Here is a 24,206-nt window from a genome sequence, read left to right as displayed (position 1 = left end):
CCAGAGTTGTCATTTCGACTCTGGTATTTTCGTTCGCCACTAGAGGAAAACAAGCTCAAAAAATGCTTGGAAACATTCGTTTTTTGTTCCAAATTTTTGATCAAAAATTGAATTCATGTCCTATTTATGATAGAATATGTGGAAAAGCACTCTGGAGATGGCAATGAAATTAAGAACCAATAGCAAGGGTCTAAAGGGAACCATTCGAGTCCCTGGTGACAAATCCATCAGTCACCGATCCATTATTTTTGGAAGTCTTGCAAAGGGCGAAACTAAGGTCTATGATATCTTGCGAGGCGAAGATGTGCTTTCTACCATCCAGGTGTTTAGAGAATTAGGAGTCTCCATCCAAGATGACGGGGATGTGATTCGGATTCAAGGAGTAGGCTTTCAAGGTCTTCAAGCCCCGACATCTCCCCTTGATATGGGCAATTCAGGAACTTCTATTCGTTTGATATCTGGTGTCCTAGCAGGTCAGGATTTTGCAGTGACCATGGTCGGAGACGACAGTCTTTCCAAACGGCCCATGGATCGTGTCGCGATCCCACTGCGTCAGATGGGAGTTGAGATTGCTGGTCAGGGAGATCGCGATTGCCCACCTTTACATGAAAAAGGGACCCGTCAGCTCCAACCGATTCATTACCGTTTGCCAGTGGCATCGGCTCAAGTCAAGTCTGCTCTCATTTTTGCCGCTCTACAAGCTGAAGGTGAATCGACGATTATCGAGAAGGAAAAGACGCGTGACCATACGGAGGATATGATTCGCCAATTTGGCGGAGAGATCCAGGTGGACGGAAAAACCATCCGCATCCAAGGTGGACAAGAGTTCCAAGGTCAAGAAGTCATCGTTCCTGGAGATATTTCCAGTGCAGCCTTTTGGTTAGTGGCTGGCCTCATTCTGCCAGATAGTGTGATCAAGATTGAAAATGTTGGCATCAACCAAACGCGGACAGGGATTCTCGATGTGATTCAAGAAATGGGGGGAGATCTCACCATTGACGATCGCGATGAAAAAGCGGTCTCTGCAAGTCTCACTGTCAAGACTTCGTCCTTAAAAGGGATCCGGATTGATGGGGAATTGATTCCACGCTTGATTGATGAATTGCCGATTATTGCTTTACTAGCGACACAAGCAAATGGTCAGACCGTGATTGCGGATGCTGAAGAGCTTCGTGTGAAAGAAACGGACCGCATCCAGGTCGTAGCAGATAGCCTCAATGCTATGGGAGCCAATGTCGTGCCAACGGAAGACGGCATGATCATCACTGGACCGACTCCTCTACATGGAGCAGACTTAGGGACCTTTGGAGATCACCGAGTTGGGATGATGGTTGCCATTGCTGCCTTATTGGTGAGTGATGGAAATGTGGTGTTGGATCGTGCAGAGGCCATCAACACCAGTTACCCTAGTTATTTTGAAGATTTGGAGACCTTACTGCATGGCTAAAATTTTACTTGGTTTTATGGGAACAGGTAAAACGACCGTTGGTCGCATTCTTGATCCAAAGTTCCATGATATGGATGAATTAATTGTTGAAGAGATCGGTATGTCAATCAATGACTATTTTGAAGTGGAAGGAGAAGCTGCCTTTCGTCGTCGCGAAGCTGAAATGCTGGAGCGTTTGTTGGAAAACGAGGCAGCCATTATTTCCCCTGGAGGTGGGATTGTGGTCAATCCTCATAACCGTGCGCTCTTGGAAAAAAATCCTCACAACATTTATCTGCGGGTAGATTTTGAAACCTTGTACAGCCGCATTCAAAATGACAAAGCTATGCAACGCCCCCTCTTTTTAAACCACACCAAAGAAGAATTCAAGAAGATTTTTGAAGGACGTTTGACTTTGTATGAGGATATTGCTACCCATATTGTGGATGTCGAGGACAAAACACCTGAAGAAATTGCGGAGATCATTCGATGCTTGTAGGCTATCTTGGTCCCAAGGGATCTTTTACCCATGATGTGGCGACACATAGCTTTCCAACTTCTGAACGCATTGCCTATCGGACGATCACAGATGTCATCAAGGCTTATGAGAATCACGAGATCGATTTTGCGGTTGTCCCAGTTGAAAACTCGATTGAAGGTAGTGTCCATGAGACCATTGATTACCTCTTTCATCAAGGGACCATTCAGGCCGTTGCAGAAGTGGTCTATCCCATCAAGCAACAGCTCTTGGTGGCTAAAAAAGACCGCCCCATTCGAACGGTCTATTCGCATCCACAGGCCTTGGCCCAAGGGAAGGCTTTTCTAAGGGCTCATTATCCGGATGTGGCCATGGAAATGACGGCTTCGACAGCCTATGCGGCCCGCTATGTGGCAGAGCATCCAGACTTGGAAATTGCGGCGATTGCCCCTCTGGCAGCAGCCAGTGAGTACGGCTTGGAAGTCCAGGCCAAAGACATCCAAGAAATCGAGGACAATTATACACGTTTTTGGATTTTAGGAGCCAAAGAGCCAGCAATCTCAGAAACTTTAAGTCCGGGACTGCAAAAAGTTAGCTTGGCCTTGACCTTACCAAGTAACTTGGCAGGAGCCCTCTATAAAGGCTTGTCTACTTTTGCTTGGCGGGGGATCAATTTAACCAAGATTGAAAGTCGCCCCCTAAAAACAGCTTTAGGAGAATACTTTTTCATTATTGACCTCCTAAATGAAGCGCCTGATCTTGTGCACTTTGCCTATCAAGAATTAGACAGTCTGGGCATTCAGACAAAAGTCTTGGGTCAGTATCAGGTCTATACTATAAAAGATAACGGAATGGAGAAAAGATGAGTAACGAATCCAACTTTCTATCTCACCATGAGCGAAAGCGATTAGAGTACTTATACTCAAATTTTCATTATTTGAATGAACGAGAACAACTAGAATACAATTATTTGCTCCAAAAAAGCCAAGGAGTTTATGAGGAAACAGAAGCCCTTCAACAGCCTGAAGTAGCTGCTACTGAAGAAGTGCAAGGGGAGATTACTGAACCGATTGGTGACCTTCCTGTTTACCAATCACGTAGCAAAAAAACAAAGAAAAAAGCAGTTGCTGCGACGAGCGATCTACCTAAGAAACCACGGAAAAAGATCCGCGTCAAGCGGATCCTCAAGTGGATAGCTCTCTTTTTCTTGCTCATTATCGGTGGCATGGTCTTTATGTTTGTGAAAGGCCTCAACAGTAAACCAGCTGGTAAAGATGCCAAGCCTGCTGTCGTCGAGAAATTTAACGGCAAGAAGTCGCGAGATGGGGTCAATATCCTGATCTTGGGGACAGATGGTCGGATCGGTGAGAAATCAGATGAGACTCGGACAGACTCCATCATGGTGGTCAATGTCAATAACAAAGAAGGCAAGATCAAGATGGTCAGCTTCATGCGGGATACACTGGTCCATATTGATGGAGTGAGCCAGCAAAATATTCCTGAATATGATGGCTACTATGACCAGAAGCTCAATACTGCCTTCACCATCGGGGAGCAAAATAACAACCAAGGGGCTGAATTGGTGCGTCAGATGCTCAAAGATAACTTTGACATTGACATCCAATATTATGCAATGGTCGATTTCAAGACCTTTGCGACAGCGATCGATACCCTCTTCCCAAATGGGGTCGAGATGAATGCGCAGTTTTCAACGGTTGATGGCGAAAAGGTCAGTGAAGTAGAAGTACCAGATGATTTGAACATGAAAGACGGTGTCGTTCCGCAACAAACCATCAAGGTTGGAAAACAACGGATGGATGGCCGGACTCTTCTCAATTACTCGCGTTTCCGTAAGGATGATGAAGGGGACTTTGGTCGGACCCGTCGCCAACAAGAGGTCATGTCTGCCATTATGCACCAGATCAAGGATCCAACCAAACTCTTTACGGGATCAGAAGCCCTTGGGAAAGTCTTTGCTATGACGTCTACCAATGTACCTTTCTCCTTCCTATTGACCAATGGACTTGGCCTGGTTGGAAGTGCTGGAAAAGGAATTGAACGAGTGACCATCCCAGAAAACGGGGATTGGGTCGATGCCTACGATATGTATGGGGGCCAAGGCTTGCTGGTCGATTTCGATGCTTATAAAAAGAAATTGTACCAAATGGGACTGAGATGATATAATAAGGGGATAGGAGTTTTGGACTCCACCCCTTTTAATTTGTAGAAAGATAGAACACCATGTTAAAGAAAAATGAAATTGTAACCGTTGAGATTGTCGATTTGACCCACGAAGGAGCAGGAGTGGCTAAGGTCGATGGCCTGGTCTTTTTTGTGGAGAATGCCCTGCCAGGAGAAGTCATCCGCATGCGCGTGCTTAAAGTCAACAAAAAGATTGGCTACGGAAAAGTAGAGGAGTACCTAGAAAAATCTCCTCATCGTAATGAAGAGCTTGATCTTGCCTATTTACGAAGCGGAATCGCCGACTTAGGGCACCTGGCTTATCCCGAGCAACTGAAATTCAAGGCCAAGCAGGTCAAGGATAGCCTCTACAAGATGGCGGGAATCTCTGATTTCGGAGTCCCCCTGACCTTGGGGATGGACCATCCTGTCCAATACCGCAACAAAGCCCAAGTTCCTGTTCGTCGTGTCAATGGTGTTCTGGAGACTGGTTTCTTCCGTAAGAATTCTCATGATCTTATGCCTCTTGAAGATTTTTATATCCAAGATCCAGTCATTGATCAAGTTATTGTGGCTTTACGTGATTTGCTTCGTCGCTATGACTTAAAACCCTATGATGAGAAGGAACAGTCCGGCTTGATTCGTAACCTTGTCGTTCGTCGAGGACATCATTCTGGAGAAATCATGGTCATTTTGGTCACCACTCGTCCTAAAATTTTCCGAGTTGAACAGTTGATTGAACAAGTCATCAAGCAGTTCCCAGAGATTGTGTCTGTCATGCAAAATATCAATGACCAGAATACTAATGCCATTTTTGGAAAAGAATGGCGAGTTCTCTATGGTCAAGATTACATTACGGACCAAATGTTGGGGAATAGCTTCCAAATTTCTGGACCAGCCTTTTATCAGGTCAATACCGAAATGGCAGAGAAGCTTTATCAGACAGCTATTGATTTTGCGGAGTTAAGAGAAGAGGATGTGGTGATCGATGCCTACTCAGGAATCGGAACTATTGGATTATCTGTTGCTAAGCATGTCAAGGAAGTTTATGGTGTCGAAGTCATCCCAGAAGCTGTTGAAAATAGCCAGAAAAATGCTAGTATAAATGGCATCACCAATGCCCACTATGTCTGTGATACAGCTGAAAATGCCATGAAAAATTGGCTCAAGGAGGGGATCCAACCAACCGCCATCCTAGTCGACCCACCACGCAAGGGTTTGACCGAAAGCTTCATCAAAGCAAGTGCCCAAACAGGAGCTGATCGCATCGCCTATATCTCATGTAATGTCGCAACCATGGCGCGTGATATCAAACTCTATCAAGAGTTGGGATACGAATTGAAAAAAGTCCAGCCGGTGGACCTTTTTCCGCAAACGCACCATGTTGAGGCGGTAAGTTTGCTAGTCAAGGAGTAAAACGACGAAGATTAGCATTTACTTCCGCCCATGCGATAGCTGTCCGTGATTGACAAGTGCTAGCACGCAGACAGAACGGAGATAGCGAACCGCTGAGTGTGTCGCTCTGCTCGTAAAAGCTTAGAAACCTTTGAACGAAAGGGATAATGAAAGCCTTGATTGCAAGGCTTTTTGCTTTATGGTGGGTAAGTATCAGAGTGAGAAAATTTTTGGAATGAGTAGAAGTGATAGCTAGAAATTATCAGTTTCTATTTCCATTTACCCTGTGGGTACGTGTTTGTTTCCATTGACAAGGAGTTTGTGGGAATAGAAATGTACCCACCTTGTTTGAATCAAGTGAAGTGTAGTTGAAGGAAATCTGTTGAAAGCAATACTTCATTTTACCGAATAAGTAATAATTTAGGCAACTTCAAATCGATTAAAAAAAACTATTTTAAAGGTTAAGAGTAGACAAAAATTGTCCACTCTTTTTTGCAAACTCAATTTATCAATAAATGAAATGAGGGAATGTAAAATGAAATATTTTGAGGTTGAGTTAGAAAATCCTGATGAATTTTTAAAACTACAAACAGAAGATTTTGTGAAAGCTAATCGCTTGCTACTAAGGAAGATAATCCAGAGCGTTACAGTCTATGAAGAAAACTTCGTCATATCCTTTAAATCTGGCATCGAATTGGAAGTATGAGTCTCATTCCATAACTTTTATATTGAACATATCATCTTGTTGTGTTATACTATAAATTGATATAAACAAAGATGTAGGAGGAACCGAAACTATGACAGCCTCAATGCGTTTAAGATAAGCTGGCAATAAAAAAAGCAGAATCTATACCCGATGATAGGCTTTTTTGTTGTGCTTATTTATACGATATTGAGCATTCATTAGTTACGGTGAGGATATTGGTTATTTAACTATACCTTTATTTAACTATGTCTTTAATATGAATGTTTCCAAATTGTATGTATGCAGACCAAAAGCCACATTGTGGGGTTTGGCCTGCATTTTTTATTGCCTAGAATGCTATTCAAAATAGAAATTCAAGCAAAATAATATGCAGGAGATAATATAAATGGAAAAATACAACAATTGGAAACGAAAATTTTATGCAATATGGGCAGGGCAAGCAGTATCATTAATCACTAGTGCCATCCTGCAAATGGCGATTATTTTTTACCTTACAGAAAAAACAGGATCTGCGATGGTCTTGTCTATGGCTTCATTAGTAGGTTTTTTACCCTATGCGATTTTGGGACCTGCCATTGGTGTGCTAGTGGATCGTCATGATAGGAAGAAGATAATGATTGGTGCCGATTTAATTATCGCAGCAGCTGGTGCAGTGCTTGCTATTGTTGCATTCTGTATGGAGCTACCTGTCTGGATGATTATGATAGTATTGTTTATCCGTAGCATTGGAACAGCTTTTCATACCCCAGCACTCAATGCGGTTACACCACTTTTAGTACCAGAAGAACAGCTAACGAAATGCGCAGGCTATAGTCAGTCTTTGCAGTCTATAAGCTATATTGTTAGTCCGGCAGTTGCAGCACTCTTATACTCCGTTTGGGATTTAAATGCTATTATTGCCATCGACGTATTGGGTGCTGTGATTGCATCTATTACGGTAGCAATTGTACGTATACCTAAGCTGGGTAATCAAGTGCAAAGTTTAGAACCAAATTTCATAAGGGAGATGAAAGAAGGAGTTGTGGTTCTGAGACAAAACAAAGGATTGTTTGCCTTATTACTCTTAGGAACACTATATACTTTTGTTTATATGCCAATCAATGCACTATTTCCTTTAATAAGCATGGAACACTTTAATGGAACGCCTGTGCATATTTCTATTACGGAAATTTCCTTTGCATTTGGGATGCTAGCAGGAGGCTTATTATTAGGAAGATTAGGGGGCTTCGAAAAGCATGTATTACTAATAACAAGTTCATTTTTTATAATGGGGACCAGTTTAGCCGTTTCGGGAATACTTCCTCCAAATGGATTTGTAATATTCGTAGTTTGCTGTGCAATAATGGGGCTTTCGGTGCCATTTTATAGCGGTGTGCAAACAGCTCTTTTTCAGGAGAAAATTAAGCCTGAATATTTAGGACGTGTATTTTCTTTGATCGGAAGTATCATGTCACTTGCTATGCCAATTGGGTTAATTCTTTCTGGATTCTTTGCTGATAAAATCGGTGTAAATCATTGGTTTTTACTATCAGGTATTTTAATTATTGGCATTGCTATAGTTTGCCAAATGATAACTGAGGTTAGAAAATTAGATTTAAAATAAACAATATTGGAGGAATATTTATGTATCTTATTTTCATGTAACTCTTCCTGCTAAAATCGCAGGGTTTTCCCTGCATACAAGCAAATGAAAGCATGCGATTATAGACAGGAGGAAATGTTATGGAATTAATATTAAAAGCAAAAGACATTCGTGTGGAATTCAAAGGACGCGATGTTTTAGATATAAATGAATTAGAAGTATATGATTATGACCGTATTGGTTTAGTAGGAGCAAATGGTGCTGGAAAAAGCACTTTACTCAGGGTACTTTTAGGAGAATTAACTCCCCCAGGATGTAAAATGAATCGTCTGGGTGAACTTGCCTATATTCCCCAGTTGGACGAAGTAACTCTGCAGGAGGAAAAAGATTTTGCACTTGTAGGCAAGCTAGGTGTTGAGCAATTAAATATACAGACTATGAGCGGTGGTGAAGAAACAAGGCTTAAAATAGCACAGGCCTTATCGGCACAGGTTCATGGTATTTTAGCGGATGAACCTACGAGCCATTTAGACCGTGAAGGAATTGATTTTCTAATAGGACAGCTAAAATATTTTACAGGTGCACTGTTAGTTATTAGCCATGACCGCTATTTTCTTGATGAAATAGTAGATAAAATATGGGAACTGAAAGATGGCAAAATCACTGAGTATTGGGGAAACTATTCTGATTATCTTCGTCAGAAAGAGGAAGAACGTAAGAGCCAAGCTGCAGAATACGAACAATTTATTGCGGAACGTGCCCGATTGGAAAGGGCTGCGGAGGAAAAGCGAAAACAGGCTCGTAAAATAGAACAGAAGGCAAAAGGTTCTTCAAAGAAAAAAAGTACTGAAGACGGAGGGCGTTTAGCTCATCAAAAATCAATAGGAAGTAAGGAAAAAAAGATGTATAATGCTGCTAAAACCCTAGAGCACAGGATTGCGGCCTTAGGAAAAGTAGAAGCTCCGGAAGGCATTCGCAGAATTCGTTTCAGGCAAAGTAAAGCATTGGAGCTCCATAATCCATACCCTATAGTCGGTGCAGAAATTAATAAAGTATTTGGGGATAAGGCTCTGTTTGAAAATGCATCTTTTCAAATTCCGTTAGGAGCAAAAGTGGCGTTAACTGGTGGTAATGGAATCGGAAAAACAACTTTAATCCAAATGATCTTAAACCATGAAGAAGGAATTTCTATTTCGCCTAAGGCAAAAATAGGTTACTTTGCACAGAATGGTTACAAGTACAACAGTAATCAGAATGTTATGGAGTTTATGCAGAAGGATTGTGACTACAATATATCAGAAATTCGTTCAGTGCTAGCATCTATGGGGTTCAAACAGAACGATATTGGAAAAAGTTTATCTGTTTTAAGCGGTGGAGAAATTATAAAATTGTTGCTTGCTAAAATGCTCATGGGTAGATATAACATCCTAATAATGGATGAACCCAGTAACTTCCTTGACATACCAAGTTTAGAGGCTTTGGAAATACTAATGAAGGAGTACACCGGAACTATCGTGTTTATCACCCACGATAAACGATTACTCGAAAATGTAGCAGATGTAGTTTATGAAATTAGAGATAAGAAAATAAATCTGAAACATTAAATTTAAGGTAGTCGCTGGTCAGTATAGTCTGTTCTGGTTGGCGACTCCATTGTTAAAGAGTATAAAGACTTTAGATTTTATGAATATTAAAAATAGGAACAGTCAATTGAACTGCTCCTATTTTTCTGCTAAATATATTGTAGTTTTCTTATATGTATAATGATAGATTAGCGGATTCTCATCTACGGTACTTACTTCAAATATGAAGAAGTGATCGCGGTTATCTCTGGACTTTTCCTTATTGAGGACAAAGTAATTCTTACGTGAAGTCGCCATTGTTTTTAGGATATCATCAGTTAGGAAGGTCAATGGAATATTCATGTTAGAGTAGCGGTAGAAGTCACGTTCAAAATCTTGGTAGCTCTCGCTATAATAGTCCATTTGTAGGTGATTACGCTGAAACTAAAGCTGATTCATAGAGCACCTCCTCGACAAGTTCAATACTAATAATGTCTTTTAATTTCAAATTGATGTGACCTGTTGTAGTTTTTATCAAAATGAAATCTTTGGTCAGACTTGGTATTGTTCCAGTGTAGGAAACACGCTTGTTTTTTTCAATCACTTGAATGCGTGTGCGTAGCTGCCCGGCGTATACTTGACTGAGGAGTAATAATTTCTTCTCTAGTGATAAGTCAGACATGTACGTTACTTTGTTTGTATCATCAGAGAGTGCTGATGCATGTTCAGATAGGAAAAAGCCCATCCATTTTTGCATCTTTGTATCCTGGTACTCTCTTGCTGATTGAAATGGTAAATATGAACGGTCAATCATATCAAATCCTTTCTATGCAGAGGCAAGGGTATTTTTATCAAATTGAATCGTAAAACCTTGAATTCCCCCACCTGTGTAACATTCTTTAAAGCGATTGATTACCTCAGTATAGATTATCACAGATGAGCTTGTTGGCTTAATGCTAAATGTAAATTCCAATGGTAATCGGTTTTCAGATTTAGCATGTACTAGTCGTATCGATATTTCAGTTGTTTTGAGTTTTCTCTGACGAAGTTTTGAAGTTGCTGTTTCAACGATTCCATGTAAAAATCTTTCAAGCATTTCAATATCATTACATCCTTTGCTACGGATTTCTGAAAATTGTACTGTATTTTTTTCTTGTTTCATTTTAATCCCTCCAATCCACCCGCGGAATGACCACCGATAAGTTTACTGCGTTCAATATTTCTGGAACCTTCAGTTAGGACGGTTCCTTTTTGTATGGCTAAAAAACCAAACTGTTCTCTGACAACATCAATAGCTGTCTGAAGTCTATTATCTTTTTCAATTTGTTCTACATCATCAAAGAGTGATAGTAGAGTATAGCTTTCATCTACGAAGCCACTATAAGATACACCAATTTGTCTCACTGCACCAGAGGTGTATTTTTTCGGAATAATACAAGTACATGACTCACCATTGTTTTGGGGAGATTTGCGGGTTCAATTTTATTCTGAGCATTTATAGATTTTTTCATCTCAGTCCTAGAATAGCCAATATGAATAGAAACGACAGTAGTCAATACTAGGGCTACTGTTCCGTTCCACAGTATCATTTAAAAATCATTTTCACACCCTTTCGTCTATTAGTATAGAAGAAAGCTCTCAGCACATGTTGAGGCGGTATCACTGCTTGTACGAGCTGAGGCATCAGCGTAGTAGAAGGAGATGTTCCGCCCATGCGATAGCTGTCGTAGAGTAAGGAGTTTACGACGAAACGATACGGCAACAGCGAACCGCCGAGTGTGTATCTTTACTCGTAAAAGCCTAGAAACCTTGTAACAAAAGGGATAATCAAAAGCCTTGATTGTAAGGCTTTTTTTGCATTTTTGTGATAGAATATAGGTAGTTATAATCGAGAGCAACTAATAAGCAGAAAAATATTATATATAGAATAATCAAAATAAGGAAGATAAAATGACAGAAATTGATAAAAGGAATTTAAAAAATTATCTTTATATTACATTTGGAATTACTTATATAGCTTGGGGTCTTCTTGCCATATTTACACAATCTGATATTTTTGGATTAGAAACGATTATAGGTAGAACATTACATATAGTAGGTGCACTTGGTCCAGCTATTGCAAGTGGCTTTTATTTGAAAAGGAATAATATAAAATTTAAACATTTTGTATTTAATAAAAGAAAAAATAGTAGTATTTATTTCATTATTCACCTGTTAGCAATTTTGATACTATTTTCTGTATCTTCCTTAGAATTAAATGAAGTATCAATTTATCTGATGCCATTATTCTTTATACAACTAATTTTTTTTGGTGGTGGACATGAAGAATTAGGATGGAGAGGAATATTACAGCCGTTACTTGATAAAAAATATACTTATTGGCAATCTAATTTGATTGTAGGATCAATTTGGGGAATATGGCATCTGCCTTTATGGTTTATAGTTGGAGAAAGTCATCAAGGATTTCCTTTTATTTTATTTTTTTTATATACATTGTTTTTAAGCTTTATTTTAGGGCTTCTTTACCGTCAAACGAAATCTGTGGGATACTGTCTATTATTCCATACGTTCGCAAATTTGTTAAATCTCTATTTTGTGTTAAAAATTAATGTTATTTTTATTATCATTTTTATTGCTTATTTAATTTATACAATATTGGCGAGTAATAGAATTAGTAAGGAAAAGAATTTGTATCCAAAATAACTGGATATACTCTAGAAAATGAAGATGATTATGTTCAAGGTAATAAAGTAGAAATAACGAACATTTATATGAAAGGCATAGAGTAAACATGAGTCTCTTATTTGAAGAATTTAAAACCATTTGTTTCCATTTAAATCGAGTCGGAATTACACCGACACTGATGGGGTCTTTGGGATTGGAGTTTAGAACGAAAGAAAATTGGGGGCCGTCTGACATTGACATTCATGTGCCTGGTGACCCTAGAGGTTGGGAAGCACCTGATCATCTCAGAATTTATGATTGGGACAAGATAATGAAAGCGATGAAAGACTTAGGCTACGTCTTAATAGATATTCATGAGCATGAATTCCAAAAGGATCGAGTGAGTGTTGAATTTGGAAGTATCGATTCCTTACCTGATTTTGCAGGAGTTTCGGAATCGGATATAGAGCTTATTCACACTGAAAGTATCACTTTTCGTCTTCCAAGTCTGGAGCAGTATCTAAGTATTTACAAAGCTTCTTCTCAAGACTCCTATCGAAATGATCACAATAACAATAAGGATTTTAAAAAGATCGAGTGGCTGGAAAGACATTTGTAAATTATCATATGAAAAGTAGTAAGTTGTAAGACTGGCTGCTATGTTATTTTATCTTCATTTTTATTGGTCATTTAATTTATACTATATTGGCTAGTAATAGAATTAGTAATGAAAAGCAGGTGGAAAAACTGTAAAAGAGCCACAGGTACTTTTCTGGGGTGGATATCACGCATATTTTTCGGATTTAGATGGATATTATTGGGAAGTTTCTTGGGGACCCAATTTTCAATTTGATGAAAATGGACTATTGAAATTTTAGTAATTAAGGGAGATAGCAAAAATGGCTTCAAGTAAAGAATATTTAGATTTCATTTTAGAACAATTGTCCGAGTTAGAAGAAATATCATATAGAGCAATGATGGGTGAGTATATAATTTATTATCGAGGGAAAATCATAGGTAGAATTTATGATGATAGATTTTTAGTGAAGCCTGTCAAATCTGCAATAGCGTATATGCCGAATGTAGAATACGAATTGCCGTATGAAGGTGCAAAGGAAATGCTATTGGTAGATGATGTTGACAACAAAGAATATTTAACCGGCTTATTTAATTCAATGTATGATGAGTTACCTGCACCAAAACCAAATAAAAAGAAATAATAAAATCTCAGTTTATCTACGTAAATACCATTTAACGATAACCTTATGCGATCGTTAAAAAGTATGTGAATATGTTCTCGATGACTGCGCATGTTGAGTGTGTAAGTTTGTTAATAAAACGCAGTTAAACCACTCGCTTTGACATTTCAAGGCGAGAGGTTTCAAAGCTCCACTGGAGCTTTGAACTCCCCAAACCTTTTGAGTTCTAAGCGAATTCCTGTTTGGATGGAGTGATACTTTGGTTTGGATCTGGGCTGTGATATAGATGCCATGACCATAATTAATGAAATAGAGGAGTAAAATTGATGGAGCAAAATAAGCTCAAAGCAATTATGTTTGCCTTTCTGGCAGCTGTTTTTTATGCCATAAATGTACCGATATCAAAGGTTCTTTTGCAGCATGTGGGCCCGACTACAATGGCAGCATTGTTGTATCTTGGTGCTGGGATTGGTATTGGGATGATGTCACTCTTTAATAAGAAGGACAGGGAGAAAGCTGAGAGCCTGACAAAAGCGGAACTTCCCTATATTGTCGGAATGATTGTTCTCGATATTGCTGCACCGATTTTTCTGATGCTTGGAATCAGCTATGGTTCCTCAGCTAATGCCTCGCTTCTTGGGAATTTTGAAATTGTGGCGACGACGGTCATTGCACTGATTCTCTTCAAAGAAGCTGTAACCAAAAGATTATGGGTAGCTATTGGGCTAATCACCCTGTCAAGCATCTTACTGTCGTTTGAAGGAACAGACAGCTTTCATTTCTCTTATGGTTCTTTGCTGGTGATCATGGCTACCGTTTGCTGGGGACTTGAAAATAACTGCACTAGAGAACTATCATCAAAGAGCACCTATCAAATTGTGATGCTAAAAGGCCTATGCTCTGGTCTTGGCGCTCTGGTCATTGCTCTGATAAAAAGAGAGTCCTTTCCAGGAATCGGCTATATCGCCATTGCCTTGGCTTTAGGTTTTGTGGCTTACGGACTCAGCATTTTCATGTATGTGAGAGCCCAGAATGTTCTCGGAGCAGCTAAAACTAGTGCCTATTATGCTGTCAATCCGTTGATCGGAGCTCTCCTTGCTTTTGTATTTTTAAGTGAATCCTTATCCTGGATGTATGTGATCGCCTTGATCGTGATGGTCATTGGTTCTGCTTTAGTGGTAGTCGATACGCTTATTCGCCAACATGACCATGAACACCAGCATACATTCACGCATAGCCATGGCGGAAGTACCCACACGCATACGGTAAGGCATTCGCATGTCCACAAGCATTATCTAACAGAAGAGAAGCACAGGCATCGTCATTCTATCGAGGAACTAGAGAATCTAGGAAAGGAAAAAGATAGGTAAAAGCAAATATAAGACAGGCTATTACGAGAGGCTGATATGAAATCAGAAGGAGCTGCTTTTGTTCTGAAATTCGGTAGATGCGAAGAGTTTCTGAGAGCTATCGGCAAAACTTGTATGGACAGATTAAAAGTTGGAGTACCATCTTTGCCTCGTTTTTGAGAAAGGACAAAGAAAAAATGGAAACACAAATTTTTTTAATGGGTGGAAATCCGCCGATAAAGAACCATACGGTTGTTAATAAAATTGTGTCATCAAGGAAGATCGAAAGAATTGTCATTTTTACAGTTTATCGAGAAAATTGGGAACCGTATATGAAAAAGTACACGGAAGTTTTCCGAAGTCAATGTCCTAATCTAAACACTGATTACTTACTCTTGGACACTGAGCAGATTAATTTTGATAGCTATCTAGATGCTGATCTAATTATTATCGGTGGTGGAAATACGGAAAAGTATTTAGCTACTTACGTCAATCAGCAGTTCAAAAATTATATCGATCGTATGCTGAATAAAGGGGCGAAAGTTATGGGATTTTCTGCAGGAGCCCTATTATTAGGAGAAAAAGTCTATGTTTCACCTAATGATCATTCAGATCATCAGATAAAGATAAAAAATGGATTAGGACTCTTTAGTCAGTTTTTAATTAGTGTCCATTATGATTCCTGGAATGATAAAGCTAATAAGGATAGAGCTGAAGAACTCGTTCATGTTCCCATAATTCCACTAAATGATCATTCATGTCTTGTATTGGATAAACTTGGAAACATTATTGAGAAAATTGACTAGTTTTCATTATCTAAATCTTGATCTAGGTAACTAAAGTGTAGACAAACTGGATGGGTTACTAGTGAAAACTGCAAGAAGTGTTGGAAAGTGAATCGGAGAGTGCGTGATGAATTTTAGTAGTAAGATAGCCATAAATAAAGGCTGGTCAGATGATAAAAAATATTGTGTGACAGATCAAAATCAGCAAAAATATTTCTTGCGTGTTTCTGATAAGGAGAAGTTAGATTCTAAAAAATTTGAATTTGATATGATGGAGAAAGTGGCTTCTCTTGGAATTCCGATGTGTAAGCCAATTAGCATAGAACTCTGCGATGACGAAGTACATTCTTTACACGAATGGATAGACGGGAAAGATGCTCGAGAAACCATTTTAACTGTTTCGAAAGAACAACAATATACTTATGGAGTAGAAGCAGGAAGTATACTTCGAAAAATTCATTCACTTCCTGTTACAGAAGTTCGTGAAGATTGGGAGGTCTTTTATAATCGAAAAATTGATGACAAAATCTCCAAATACAAAGAATGTCCCGTTCAATATGAAAATGGTCAGATCTTTATTGATTTTTTAAATGCAAATCGAGAATTGTTAAAAGATAGACCTCAGGTTTTCCAACATGGAGATTATCATATAGGAAATTTCATGATTGGTGTAGATCGTAAAATTTATGTCATTGACTTTGATCGATTTGATCTTGGAGATCCTTGGGAGGAATTCAATCGTATTGTATGGTCTGCTCAAGTCTCTCCCTTTTTTGCGTCTGGTATGATAGATGGATATTTTGATCATAAGGTTCCGGATTTATTTTGGAAGCTTCTCGCTATCTATATTCTAAATAACATAGTTGGTGCTCTGTCATGGTCTGTACCATACGGAGTTGAAGAAATAGCAGTAATGCAACATCAAGCTAAGGAGATTTTAGAATGGTATGATGATATGAAGCAAATCATTCCTAGTTGGTATTCGAACAAGAAGAAGACTGAATAATGTAAACGTTGGAATATCAATTTGAAGAAATGTCGGGATTATTTGCTCAATTTCAAATATGTCTAACTATCTTTAAAACAGATGATTTTTATCACTACGAGTTAAAGTCCTACAGTAAGGAGTTTAAACATGAAATTCCATGAATTTGGGGATAAGAATTCACCTCCTATCTTGCTCATACACGGTGGTGGCAGTTCTTGGTGGAATTATCTTCGTCAAGCAAGGATCTTATCAGAAGAATACCGTGTTATTTTACCTACTTTGAATGGCCACGGCGAAGAATATCCACTCGATTATGTTTCTACTGAAGATTCCGCTTTGGAGATCCTAGACTATATCAAAGCAAACTGTGGTGGAAAGGTGTTTGCGATCGGTGGCGTTTCGCTTGGCGGTCAAATTGCTATGGAGCTTTTGTCCTTAGACAGCGAGATAGCTGAGAAGGCCATTATAGACGGAAGCCTCTGTATTCCTCAACCAGGGTTAGCTAAACTCAGCATCTTTCTAGTATCCCTATTTGGTAAACTGATGTTCAGTAAATTCTCTTGTAAACTCCAGTTAAGCATGATGAACAAGCTCTATCCTAAACTGGCTTATCCAGAGGAGATAAAAGCTTATTATTTGGAGGATCTGCCAAGGACGCCTATCAAAACATTAGTGACTATTTACAAAACCTATATGGGGCGTTACAAGCTGAAGGACACGATTTCTGCTAGCAAGGCGCAGGTTCTGTATATCTACGGTGAAAAAGAATTAAACTGTGTGAAAGCATCGGCTAAATTATTTCAGCAGCTCCATCCCAATACGATCTTGTATGAAGCTAAGGGCTATAACCACGGCTATTTATCAACTTACCTGCCTCAAGAGTGGATTGAGTTGGTGCTACCATTTTTAAAGAGCGACCCATTGGAAATCTGATATGCTGTAAGGAGAAATCTGATGCTAGGGGCAATAGTTGGAGACATTGTTGGTTCTGTTTACGAATGGGATAATATTAAAACGAAAGACTTTCCATTATTTCGTGAGGATTGTTTTTTCACTGATGATACGGTTATGACCTGTGCTGTTGCTGAAGCCATCATGAACGGTGGTCAGAAGGATGACTTTATTAATGCCATGAAGAAATATGGTAGAATGTATCCCGATGCTGGGTACGGGCCTAGGTTTAATACATGGATTCAAAGCAATGATTGCTCCCCTTATAATAGCTTTGGAAATGGCTCAGCAATGCGTGTTTCTCCATGTGCCTGGACCATGGATTGTAGTTTTTGTGCACGAACGGGAGCCTGGCCGTCCAGAAGAACTCTTGCACGACTTTCTGCAGAGGTGACTCATAACCATCCAGAGGGGGTCAAGGGAGCTATGGCGACGTCTGATGCTATCTTTATGTGTCGTTATTACTTTGGAGGTTACAGTGGTGACTATGGAAAACCGATCAACGATAACCCTACAAAGTGCAAGAGACTCATCAAGGAATACATAGAGCAAGAGTATGGATATAATCTTTCTCAAACACTAGATGAAATTCGTCCTACTTATCGTTTCAATGAAACTTGCCAGGATACGGTACCTCAGGCCATCATTGCCTTTCTTGAAAGTACAGACTTTGAAGATGCTATTCGAAATGCCATTTCTCTTGGTGGGGATAGTGATACTCTTGCTGCCATCACAGGAAGTATCGCCGAAGCAGCTTATGGGATCCCAGATTGGATTAAAGATAAGGCCTATACCTATCTTGATGAGCCTTTAAAGGATGTCCTCAGACGATGGGAGCAAGAAGTTTCAATAACATAACAGAGATTAGATAAAGACAACCAAAAACACTAAAGCGACGAGATAAGTAACAATCTCGTCGCTTTTTGCTTTATAGTTAATGTTGCTATGGATTTATTCAGGCACTTAGTTAGATTTTTGCTGATTCAAGAGGAGGATACAAGTCATTACTGAGATACAGGATACAAGAATCAGATACCAAAGATTTTCAAGACCAAAGCCACGATCTAGCATCAAGCGGTATCCCCAAGAAGCGGGGAAAAGACGCCCGATTGCTTGAAGAAAATCAGGTAGTAAGTTGCTAGGAAACATGATTCCTGAAAGCATAATTGAGGGTAAAAAGACAAGTTGCTCTACCATGGTAAGCTTTGCTTGATTTTTTACAGTAAGGCCCAGTATACTTCCGATACTCAACGATACGAAAATGTAGATGCCCAGTGCGAGAAAGAATAGGGAAAGTTGACTCGGTAGACTTGCTTTAAATAAAATTGGAGCAAGTAGTAGGATCACTATGCAGGTCATTATCAAATGAACAAAGGCAGAGAGAACCATGGTCACCAGTCCTAAGTGAATAGGCACACCATTTGCTTTATAAATCTTTTTTATGTCGCTTCCGTATGTTTCAATCAAGGAAGGCGGTAAGCCGAGAAAGGCCCCCATGGAAACACTCATGACAATCATTGACTGTATGAGTGTGCTACCCATATCAGGTATAACGGAAGTAAAAATACCACCCATGAGAAGAAAGAAAATAAGCGGTACAATATAGTAAGTAACCAGGAGAGACTTACTTCGTATGTCCAATTTCCACTGTAATGCTAGGCTATATAAAAAACCATTCATTCCGATCCCCTCCTTGCCATTTCGATGAAATGCTGCTCCAGTGTGCCACGATCAACCTTAATATCCAATATCTGGATATGTTTCTGTTTGCATTCTTCCAATAATGAAATCAAAGTGTCCTCGATCGTATCTGTTTCAAAAGATTCCTCTCCGTCCCGGGTCTTTAAATGGATGAAATATTTTCTTCCCAACCTGTCTGTCAGTTCTGAAGGAGTACCACAAAAGACAATCTTTCCACTATTCAAAATAGCAATGCGGTCACATAAGGTTTCAACTTCGGCCATATCGTGACTTGCCAAAACAATTGTCTTGCCCCGTGATTTGAGCTTTCGGATTTGTTCATGGAGGGATAGTCTTCCTTCAACATCAAGTCCCGCTGTCGGTTCATCGAGAAAAATAATATCCGGATTACTGATAAGTGCAAGAGCAAGATGTAATCTTCTTTTTTGACCGGTGGATAATTCTATGTATTGCGACTCTTTCATTTCTTTTATGCCAAGGGCCTTTAGCATAGCATCATCAATGTATGTATGATTCCATTTTGCAAAGAGCTTTATGGCTTCCATCGGTTTGATGTGGATGGGTAGAGAGGAGGACTGTAGTTGAATTCCGGTTTTCCCGTTTACAATTATAGTGCCTTCATCATATTTTCTCAGACCTTCGATACATTCAAGCGTGGTTGTTTTACCAGCTCCGTTCACTCCGAGCAGAGCAAAGATTTCTCCTTGTTTGATTTGAAAATCGAGACCTCTAAGAACCATATTGCTACCATAACTTTTCTTTAATCCAGAAACCTCTATTGCGTCTTTCATGGTTCTACCTCCTCAAAGGGATTTGTTCCAAGCCTTGAAAAATAGACTTGTAAAGCAGGCCCTAAATAATCATTAACGATTTTTTGCTTTTCTTCCCAAGCGTTTGAGGCGGTATCGATATTCCCTATCTCCATCAACTTCGGAAGCATGCTCATATCACCATTTGTAAACTCCATAATCAAGCTCCAGTATTCTTGCACAACCTGTTGGCATTGTTCGCTTTCAGCTGGTACGTTTTCTTTCTGAAGCTCCACGATTTGATCACTTAGGCGGTTCAACCTATCCATAAAATCTTGCCCGCTTTTCTTGTCAAATCGACTGCGTATCTGGTCGAGCGTATCATCATCAAAGCGCTTAATGAGAGAGTAGGAGTCATTCTTCAACTGTAGATTGACAATAATGTCTGCATACTTCTTAAAATTGACCGTCTGTATTTGTAAAACTTCTGCCTTTAACTGCTCTATTGCGACTAAAGAATCCTTAAGTTGTTCAATATTTTTACGAAGAATATCTGCTTGCTCTGTAAGAGCATTGGCAACATCATCAGGTGTTTTCAAAGAGATCAAACGCCCCTTTATATCCTTGAGAGAAAAGCCTAATGATTTTAATGATAGAATCTGATGGAGTAGCACTATATCTTTATCGGTATAAAGCCTGCGACCTCCCTCACTTTCTGCCGATGGGGAAAGTAGCCCCTCTTTATCGTAATATTGTAGAGTACGGATGGTAATGCCCATTTTCTTAGCAAGTTCCCCCACTGTCATAAATCCTTCCGGAATTGCTCTATATTTAGCCATCATTACCCACCTCCTCATACCTATTATACATCGTTACGTAAGGTCATGAACAAGGATTTTTAATAAAATTTCCTTGACAAAAACTTTTTTATTTTCGAGAAAAGAAAGAGACTTCAGAGAAAAAAGAAGCATGTGACATAATAAGTCCTAAATATTGACGTAATTCCGACCCTTTAGAATATTATGGATCTGTATGTGTCATGATTTAGAAAAGCAAAGCACAAGTACAAGATAATCAATAGCAAACACAAGGTGATAGACAGAACAATCTATCACCTTTTTCCGTTTTAAAACTATTTGTCACCAGTTACGCACTCAAATTTCTTATCTCTTACAACTTTTATTTAGTGAAAGAGGAATCCATTTTTCACTTGAATCCCTTCTCTTATGTATGGTAGAATGTATATACAAATTGTATGTACAAAGGAGAGGTAGAAATGGCAAACACGAAAGCAGTGAATTTTCGAGCAGATGAGATGTTTTACCAGAAAACAAAAGAGGTACTTGCGGATCAAAAAATTTCTGTGTCAGATGTCCTAAATGCAGCACTTCGAAAAATTGCTAACGGGACTGTGGATCCAAGAGAATTTGTTTCAAGTGATTTGCAGAACACGCAGTATCAAGTGGCCTTTGAGGATTTGAAGAAGGAGATTTTAGTTGGGCACCAGGAAATTGCTCAAGGGAAAGTCACTTCTGTAGCCGATGTGAGAAAGGAATTTGGTCTTGACTAAGTTGAAACGCTATCAGGTCTTTCTTGCAGATCAGGCTAAGCAGGACTTGCGTGGCATTCACGACTATATTCTTGTGAATTTTTATAGCCAGCAAGCTGCAGATGGCAAAGTTGATTTGCTATTAAGTGCTCTTGAGACCCTAGAACTGTTTCCAGAAGCCTGTCCTCTGGTATCAAGCCGGGGCTATGGTGAGATGACGAATGATGGGAAACCCTATCGTTATATGCCAATAGAGAACTATCTCGCATTTTATTATATGGAGAAGCATACAGTGTATGTTGCTCGTATCCTCAGTGCAAAGCAGGATTGGGTCAAGATTTTTTATAAGTAGATTGAAGGACTTTGTGTTTAAAAGAGAGTAATAAGGAAATATGAAAAAATTTAAATGGCTTTTATGGATAATGTTTGTAGGAATTGCTCTGTATACTTTAGCATTCCTTAATGGATTTGGTGGTGAAACCATTCCCAAAAACAGAACAAAGGAACAGTACGAATTTGAAAAAACGTTTGAACCTTTGTTTAAATTTTTGGAGCAAGATAAGAAGGAGTTTACAGGATTAAAGGCATACACTAGTAGAGTTTATATAAAAAATCAAGATGAAGTAAAAAAATACGAAGTAGATTTAGATATCACTCAATCTGATATTAAAGGTGATTATACAATAACACTTGGCGAGGATAACAAAACTGTTCCGGTTACATATTCTAATGGGAAGTTAAATTATGGGTCGGAGGTAACTCCTTTATATGATGAAGAAATTCTTAATTTAGTGGTACAAAGAGATTTCTTTACTTCTTTAGATGTAAAGGAGACCTTTAAGAGTGCAGAAACAGAACTTCGTGAGATTGTATATCAGCCAGAAAATAACTCTGACCTCTATAAACATCTAAAAAGCAAATATGATTTACCAGAGGAAACAACATGTATAGTATTAGTAAATCATTCTAGCTCAACTATATATAGAGTAACTATTCAACTAAAATCTAATCAAAAGATTGTGCAAATTAGTAGTGTTATTTTTGAAAAAGAATGAGGTTTCCATGAACGAAATTGAAAAGAGTAATCGCCGAGTTGAAATGTCTGCAGTATTATCGGATGCATTATAAAATTGGAATTGTCACATTTGAAGGTATTCGTGAAATTGAATAAATTCTTTTAACTCAGGGGTAATTTGACTCTGATAAAGTTAGAAAGATAAATATGGATTTAAAATTTAAATATTCGAATATAGCAGTTTTTAGAATCGTTGAGTATAACAATAAAAAATTTATTTTAGATTCTACTTCGATAAAAGGAAAAACCTATTTCTTGGGTTGGCTTCCTAAGAAAGTTACTGCAAATATGGTTGAGTTATCTCCTTCCAATGACAGTTTTGAAATAAAATCTAAAACTCGGTTAGGAACATCTACAATAGCCATTATGGTTCAACCACTGGTCGGTATTTCCTATAGGTTCATGAAAAAGGCGTTTATCAGCTGGGGAGTCAGTCAACAAATTATTTTGAAATTAGGTATATTTGCTTTCTCTATGCTTTTATCCTATCTAATGGCGGTTTGGTATGGAAAACGTGCCAAACGGACATTTGACTCGAGAATTCCTAAAGATAGCAAATCATACTGTCTTGTTTTTGAACCAAAAGGGAAACGAATGATCGATTGGTATATCACAGTAGTGGCCAATATTGTTTGTTTGAGTTTTTTTATCGGAACTAATAATGGAACTGAAGGGGCATTATTGATTGTGAATGGCCTTATATCGTGGTTCGGTTTTGTGATCATGAGAATGCCACAAATCCCAGAGTACTATAAAACCTTATCTTTGATTAAAATTGAGGAGCTTTCAAAAGAAAAATGAATGAGGAACCCCCATGTTAAAATCCAATAAGCTAATCATTTTTTTAATTTCTCTCCCCTTTCTGATGGTCATTGTTTTCTATTCTCTTAGTGAGCATCCTGGATACAGTGATGATGGGAATTTCGTCAGAAATCATGAGGCTGCTATTAAGAGTGAGATCATCGCACACTTAGCCCAGGAAAAGCAGGACATAGAATCTGTGACCTTATTACCAAATACTGCTAGGGGCGAGTATGATAATGGTGGTGATGTGAGTGGACATTACCATATCTATTTTACAGCCTACGTCAATCATAATCGCGAGCGAACGATAAGCGTAGAACTATTCTTCCCAGATGCCAGCATCCCCCCTTTCACCTTGTTTCCTCCTAACCCTTATAAAGACAAGGGCAAAAAGATGTACAATTGGTTGATGGGGAATATTGAAGTATCGGAAGAAGCGTCTAAATAGAAATAAGGAAAAATAAGGATGAATAGAATAGTAGACGATCAGATAACGCTTATTCCTTATTATAGGAATGATGACATCTCCCTTCTTTGGTATCAAGATAGTGAGATTTGCAAACAAGTGGATAATACTGATCAGATTTACAATCTAACAAAACTTCATAAAATGTATGATTATCTAATTTCACATGGTTCTTGCTTTTATATCCAATATGAGGGAGTGTTAGTTGGAGATGTGACTCTTCAAGATAATTCAGAGCTTTCTATAGTGATCAGCAAAGAGTATCAGAATTTACAGATCGGAAGACGGTGTATTTCTGAAATGATACAGATGGCCAAAGAGAAAGAAATGGTTAAGGTAACTGCTCAAATTTATCCTTTTAATACTCAAAGTCAAAGAATGTTTTTGGCTTTGGGATTTCAGAAAGTAGATGAAGAGTGGTATGAATATAAGTTGATTTAAGAAAGCTGTGTATTATTTTATGTATTTAAATAATAGTCCGTATTTTATATACTAAAGAATATTAAAGTGAGAATAAACTCATTAAAAACATATAATTGAAATAGGAGAAGAAATTATCTATCTTCTATGTCTGTAACCGCTTTTTCTGCTATAAT

Annotated in this window: 29 protein-coding genes and 1 pseudogene; 23 read left to right on the top strand and 7 right to left on the bottom strand. The window is 38.6% G+C overall.

The window, feature by feature from the left end:
- The first annotated feature begins 163 nt into the window (after positions 1-163).
- The 8 genes from aroA to msr(D) all read left to right on the top strand — a co-directional run bounded on the left by aroA (position 164) and on the right by msr(D) (position 9,372).
- Complete coding sequence (aroA, locus tag LIZ08_RS06910) at positions 164-1,447, top strand: 3-phosphoshikimate 1-carboxyvinyltransferase (protein ID WP_227038559.1); 1,284 nt, start codon at positions 164-166, stop codon at positions 1,445-1,447.
- Entirely contained in the window at positions 1,440-1,925 is a 486-nt protein-coding gene (locus LIZ08_RS06905; protein ID WP_049474744.1) for a shikimate kinase, read from the top strand. The genes aroA and LIZ08_RS06905 overlap by 8 nt, the downstream gene beginning before the upstream one ends.
- Complete coding sequence (pheA, locus tag LIZ08_RS06900) at positions 1,916-2,770, top strand: prephenate dehydratase (protein ID WP_227038558.1); 855 nt, start codon at positions 1,916-1,918, stop codon at positions 2,768-2,770. The genes LIZ08_RS06905 and pheA overlap by 10 nt, the downstream gene beginning before the upstream one ends.
- A complete protein-coding gene (locus tag LIZ08_RS06895; RefSeq protein ID WP_227038557.1) occupies positions 2,767-4,083 on the top strand; it encodes an LCP family protein in 1,317 nt (438 codons plus the stop codon). Before pheA ends, LIZ08_RS06895 begins: the two co-directional genes overlap by 4 nt.
- 62 nt (positions 4,084-4,145) lie before the next feature.
- Positions 4,146-5,501 (top strand): 23S rRNA (uracil(1939)-C(5))-methyltransferase RlmD, encoded by a 1,356-nt coding sequence (gene rlmD / locus LIZ08_RS06890; protein ID WP_227038556.1) that lies wholly within the window; start codon positions 4,146-4,148, stop codon positions 5,499-5,501.
- Positions 5,502-6,015: 514 nt separating this feature from the next.
- Positions 6,016-6,186, top strand: a complete 171-nt coding sequence (locus LIZ08_RS06885; RefSeq protein ID WP_000873143.1) for a hypothetical protein — start codon at positions 6,016-6,018, stop codon at positions 6,184-6,186.
- 385 nt (positions 6,187-6,571) lie between these two features.
- Positions 6,572-7,789, top strand: coding sequence for a macrolide efflux MFS transporter Mef(A) (gene mef(A) / locus LIZ08_RS06880; RefSeq protein WP_000417519.1), 1,218 nt, complete (start codon positions 6,572-6,574; stop codon positions 7,787-7,789).
- Positions 7,790-7,908: 119 nt separating this feature from the next.
- Entirely contained in the window at positions 7,909-9,372 is a 1,464-nt protein-coding gene (gene msr(D) / locus LIZ08_RS06875) for an ABC-F type ribosomal protection protein Msr(D) (protein ID WP_000420313.1), read from the top strand.
- Between the two features lie 117 nt (positions 9,373-9,489).
- On the opposite strand, the gene LIZ08_RS06870 is transcribed toward msr(D), so the two are convergent.
- From LIZ08_RS06870 to LIZ08_RS06855, 4 genes are read right to left on the bottom strand one after another with little or no spacing between them, the layout of a single operon-like run.
- Positions 9,490-9,753 carry a DUF5960 family protein gene (locus LIZ08_RS06870; protein WP_001821895.1) on the bottom strand — a complete coding sequence of 88 codons (264 nt, stop codon included), beginning with the start codon at positions 9,751-9,753 and terminating at the stop codon, positions 9,490-9,492.
- Positions 9,754-9,763: 10 nt separating this feature from the next.
- The gene (locus LIZ08_RS06865; protein ID WP_227038555.1) at positions 9,764-10,144 is read right to left on the bottom strand and encodes a hypothetical protein; all 381 of its coding nucleotides are present in this window, start codon (positions 10,142-10,144) and stop codon (positions 9,764-9,766) included.
- Between the two features lie 12 nt (positions 10,145-10,156).
- Positions 10,157-10,492 carry a hypothetical protein gene (locus LIZ08_RS06860; protein WP_000806926.1) on the bottom strand — a complete coding sequence of 112 codons (336 nt, stop codon included), beginning with the start codon at positions 10,490-10,492 and terminating at the stop codon, positions 10,157-10,159.
- A complete protein-coding gene (locus LIZ08_RS06855) occupies positions 10,489-10,734 on the bottom strand; it encodes a hypothetical protein (RefSeq protein WP_001813542.1) in 246 nt (81 codons plus the stop codon). The genes LIZ08_RS06860 and LIZ08_RS06855 overlap by 4 nt, the downstream gene beginning before the upstream one ends.
- 546 nt (positions 10,735-11,280) lie before the next feature.
- On the opposite strand from LIZ08_RS06855, the gene LIZ08_RS06850 reads away from it, so the two are divergent.
- From LIZ08_RS06850 to LIZ08_RS06810, 9 genes and pseudogenes are all read left to right on the top strand, one after another.
- Positions 11,281-12,033: a CPBP family intramembrane glutamic endopeptidase gene (locus tag LIZ08_RS06850; protein ID WP_227038554.1), complete on the top strand. Its 753-nt coding sequence runs from the start codon at positions 11,281-11,283 to the stop codon at positions 12,031-12,033.
- A gap of 88 nt (positions 12,034-12,121) precedes the next feature.
- Entirely contained in the window at positions 12,122-12,613 is a 492-nt protein-coding gene (locus tag LIZ08_RS06845) for a phosphoribosylanthranilate isomerase (RefSeq protein ID WP_227038553.1), read from the top strand.
- 118 nt (positions 12,614-12,731) lie between these two features.
- Positions 12,732-12,872, top strand: a pseudogene (locus tag LIZ08_RS06840) (VOC family protein); the annotation flags it as partial.
- Positions 12,873-12,893: 21 nt separating this feature from the next.
- Positions 12,894-13,214 (top strand): TfoX/Sxy family protein, encoded by a 321-nt coding sequence (locus LIZ08_RS06835; protein ID WP_227038552.1) that lies wholly within the window; start codon positions 12,894-12,896, stop codon positions 13,212-13,214.
- A 305-nt stretch (positions 13,215-13,519) separates the two neighbouring features.
- Positions 13,520-14,563 (top strand): DMT family transporter, encoded by a 1,044-nt coding sequence (locus LIZ08_RS06830; protein WP_227038551.1) that lies wholly within the window; start codon positions 13,520-13,522, stop codon positions 14,561-14,563.
- A gap of 176 nt (positions 14,564-14,739) precedes the next feature.
- Positions 14,740-15,348: a Type 1 glutamine amidotransferase-like domain-containing protein gene (locus LIZ08_RS06825; RefSeq protein WP_227038550.1), complete on the top strand. Its 609-nt coding sequence runs from the start codon at positions 14,740-14,742 to the stop codon at positions 15,346-15,348.
- A 106-nt stretch (positions 15,349-15,454) separates the two neighbouring features.
- Positions 15,455-16,333: an aminoglycoside phosphotransferase family protein gene (locus LIZ08_RS06820; RefSeq protein ID WP_227038549.1), complete on the top strand. Its 879-nt coding sequence runs from the start codon at positions 15,455-15,457 to the stop codon at positions 16,331-16,333.
- Between the two features lie 129 nt (positions 16,334-16,462).
- Positions 16,463-17,248, top strand: a complete 786-nt coding sequence (locus tag LIZ08_RS06815) for an alpha/beta fold hydrolase (protein WP_227038548.1) — start codon at positions 16,463-16,465, stop codon at positions 17,246-17,248.
- 21 nt (positions 17,249-17,269) lie between these two features.
- Positions 17,270-18,124, top strand: coding sequence for an ADP-ribosylglycohydrolase family protein (locus tag LIZ08_RS06810; RefSeq protein WP_227038547.1), 855 nt, complete (start codon positions 17,270-17,272; stop codon positions 18,122-18,124).
- A 105-nt stretch (positions 18,125-18,229) separates the two neighbouring features.
- Here the strand turns inward: LIZ08_RS06810 and LIZ08_RS06805 are convergent, their stop codons facing one another.
- From LIZ08_RS06805 to LIZ08_RS06795, 3 genes are read right to left on the bottom strand one after another with little or no spacing between them, the layout of a single operon-like run.
- A complete protein-coding gene (locus LIZ08_RS06805; RefSeq protein WP_227038546.1) occupies positions 18,230-18,946 on the bottom strand; it encodes an ABC transporter permease in 717 nt (238 codons plus the stop codon).
- Positions 18,943-19,758, bottom strand: a complete 816-nt coding sequence (locus LIZ08_RS06800) for an ABC transporter ATP-binding protein (protein ID WP_227038545.1) — start codon at positions 19,756-19,758, stop codon at positions 18,943-18,945. Before LIZ08_RS06800 ends, LIZ08_RS06805 begins: the two co-directional genes overlap by 4 nt.
- On the bottom strand, positions 19,755-20,558 hold the full coding sequence (locus LIZ08_RS06795) for a MerR family transcriptional regulator (RefSeq protein ID WP_227038544.1): 804 nt from the start codon (positions 20,556-20,558) through the stop codon (positions 19,755-19,757). The genes LIZ08_RS06800 and LIZ08_RS06795 overlap by 4 nt, the downstream gene beginning before the upstream one ends.
- 434 nt (positions 20,559-20,992) lie before the next feature.
- Here LIZ08_RS06795 and LIZ08_RS06790 point away from each other — a divergent pair, with 434 nt between their 5' ends.
- From LIZ08_RS06790 to LIZ08_RS06765, 6 genes are all read left to right on the top strand, one after another.
- Positions 20,993-21,286 (top strand): antitoxin, encoded by a 294-nt coding sequence (locus tag LIZ08_RS06790; RefSeq protein WP_070589185.1) that lies wholly within the window; start codon positions 20,993-20,995, stop codon positions 21,284-21,286.
- On the top strand, positions 21,279-21,617 hold the full coding sequence (locus LIZ08_RS06785) for a type II toxin-antitoxin system RelE/ParE family toxin (protein WP_070589729.1): 339 nt from the start codon (positions 21,279-21,281) through the stop codon (positions 21,615-21,617). Before LIZ08_RS06790 ends, LIZ08_RS06785 begins: the two co-directional genes overlap by 8 nt.
- A 40-nt stretch (positions 21,618-21,657) precedes the next feature.
- Entirely contained in the window at positions 21,658-22,320 is a 663-nt protein-coding gene (locus LIZ08_RS06780) for a hypothetical protein (protein WP_195189758.1), read from the top strand.
- 167 nt (positions 22,321-22,487) lie between these two features.
- A complete protein-coding gene (locus LIZ08_RS06775; protein ID WP_195189759.1) occupies positions 22,488-23,141 on the top strand; it encodes a DUF443 family protein in 654 nt (217 codons plus the stop codon).
- Between the two features lie 13 nt (positions 23,142-23,154).
- A complete protein-coding gene (locus tag LIZ08_RS06770; protein WP_195189760.1) occupies positions 23,155-23,592 on the top strand; it encodes a hypothetical protein in 438 nt (145 codons plus the stop codon).
- A gap of 18 nt (positions 23,593-23,610) precedes the next feature.
- Positions 23,611-24,051: a GNAT family N-acetyltransferase gene (locus tag LIZ08_RS06765; protein WP_195189761.1), complete on the top strand. Its 441-nt coding sequence runs from the start codon at positions 23,611-23,613 to the stop codon at positions 24,049-24,051.
- The last annotated feature ends 155 nt before the right edge of the window (positions 24,052-24,206 follow it).

The sequence above is a fragment of the Streptococcus sp. 210928-DFI.4.42 genome (genome assembly GCF_020554365.1).
Taxonomy (GTDB): Bacteria; Bacillota; Bacilli; order Lactobacillales; family Streptococcaceae; genus Streptococcus; species Streptococcus parasanguinis_S.
This window is presented reverse-complemented; position numbering and strand designations above follow the sequence as displayed.